The organism is Parabacteroides sp. AF21-43 (genome assembly GCF_003635435.1).
Classification (GTDB): domain Bacteria; phylum Bacteroidota; class Bacteroidia; order Bacteroidales; family Tannerellaceae; genus Parabacteroides; species Parabacteroides distasonis.
The window spans coordinates 406,544-408,004 of the sequence record NZ_QTMG01000001.1; the positions used below are offsets into that span (position 1 = coordinate 406,544).

General features: G+C 51.4%; 2 protein-coding genes. Both read left to right on the forward strand.

Annotated elements, in window-relative coordinates:
• A partial coding sequence (locus DWX84_RS01820; protein WP_122377399.1) for a transposase occupies positions 1–379 on the forward strand: 379 nt, incomplete at its 5' end.
• 32 nt (positions 380–411) lie between these two features.
• Positions 412–1,239, forward strand: a complete 828-nt coding sequence (locus tag DWX84_RS01825; protein WP_232054504.1) for an IS3 family transposase — start codon at positions 412–414, stop codon at positions 1,237–1,239.
• Positions 1,240–1,461 lie beyond the last annotated feature (222 nt).

Sequence of the window (1,461 nt, forward strand, 5' to 3'; positions counted from 1 at the left end):
TTACAGCATGGAGTTCAAGCTCCGTATGCTGAAGGAGTATTATGAGAGTGGCTCAACCAAGTACAGCCTATGTAAGAAATATTCGGTTGATTACGTGACATTTAGTCGCTGGGAACGTTATTTTGAGTCAAAAACGCTATCTTTACCGTCCGATCTGACAGAGTTAGAGCATCAGGTATATATGGCACGAAAGAAATCCGAATCATCCAAGGCGACCGGTCCCCAAACGGAGAGCGAGAGGCTCCGGGAGGAGAACTTGCGCCTACGCAAGGCGTTGGCCTACTCAGAGTTGCGCAATGAGGCTCTGCATGAGCTTCTTAAGATCGGTCGGGAACAATATGGCATCGACCTGCTAAAAAAAGCTGGCGCCAAGCGGTAGACAACCTTCGGCTCAGGCATCCCAAGGAATCGATCGGTAGCCTGAGCGGGCTGTTTGGCAAGACAAGAGAAGGTTATTACTCCGTGAGCAAGGAGAAACGTATGCGCAGGGAATTGTCAGAGAAAGAGATACTTGACACCGTGAGGGATATCCGGCATGAGGCTCCGGGCATCGGGGCGTACAAGCTGTACCTGATGCTCAAGGAACTCTATCCGGACGGGATGCGTGGCCGGGATTGGTTCTACGGGCTGATGCATGAGTCACACCTGATGCTGAAGCCCGGGAAGCGCCGTCACACGACAAGCTCCAACCATCCTTACAGGAAGTACAAGAACATGATCAAGGGATTGACCGTCAACAGGATCAACCAATTGTGGGTGGCCGACATCACCTATATCGACACCGATGAGGGCGTGGCCTACCTGCATCTCCTGACGGACGCGTTCACGCATGAGATCATAGGCTGGGTCCTTTCCGACAGCCTGGTCGCCTCCAATACCGTGACGGCTCTGGAGATGGGTATCTCGCACGTGTCACCCCTGGGGTTCGATGGACTGATCCACCACTCCGACCGCGGCGTTCAATATTGTTGTAATCAATATATTGATCGTCTACAGGCCATTAAAGCCACGATCAGCATGACGGAGGACTACAAGCCTACCGACAACGCGATCGCCGAGCGGGTCAACGGCATCATCAAGCAGGAATGGCTCTACAGGATGAAACGCCCCCCGGACGTGGTGGCCGCAAGGGATTTGTTGGCGAGGATCATAGACTTCTACAACAATAGGAGACCGCATAGGAGCAACAGGGACATGCTCCCACCTGTCAGGTTCCGAGAAGCTCTGACTTGTATGTGATCGCTCAATGGAGGCTTTGCGCCTCCAGCCGCGAGGCTTCCTCCGCAGTGGTTTTTTCATGGTTGTTTTGCATGGAAAAAGAAAAACGGTATTTTTGCCGCTGTGAACCGGTTCAGGAAACAACTTTCAACCCTGTGAAGTTTTTCAGGAGAAGGTTCTCTAAGATGTGAAGTACCTTAGAAAATAACAGTAAAATCTGTGAAGTAAATTTAGGCATAGTCA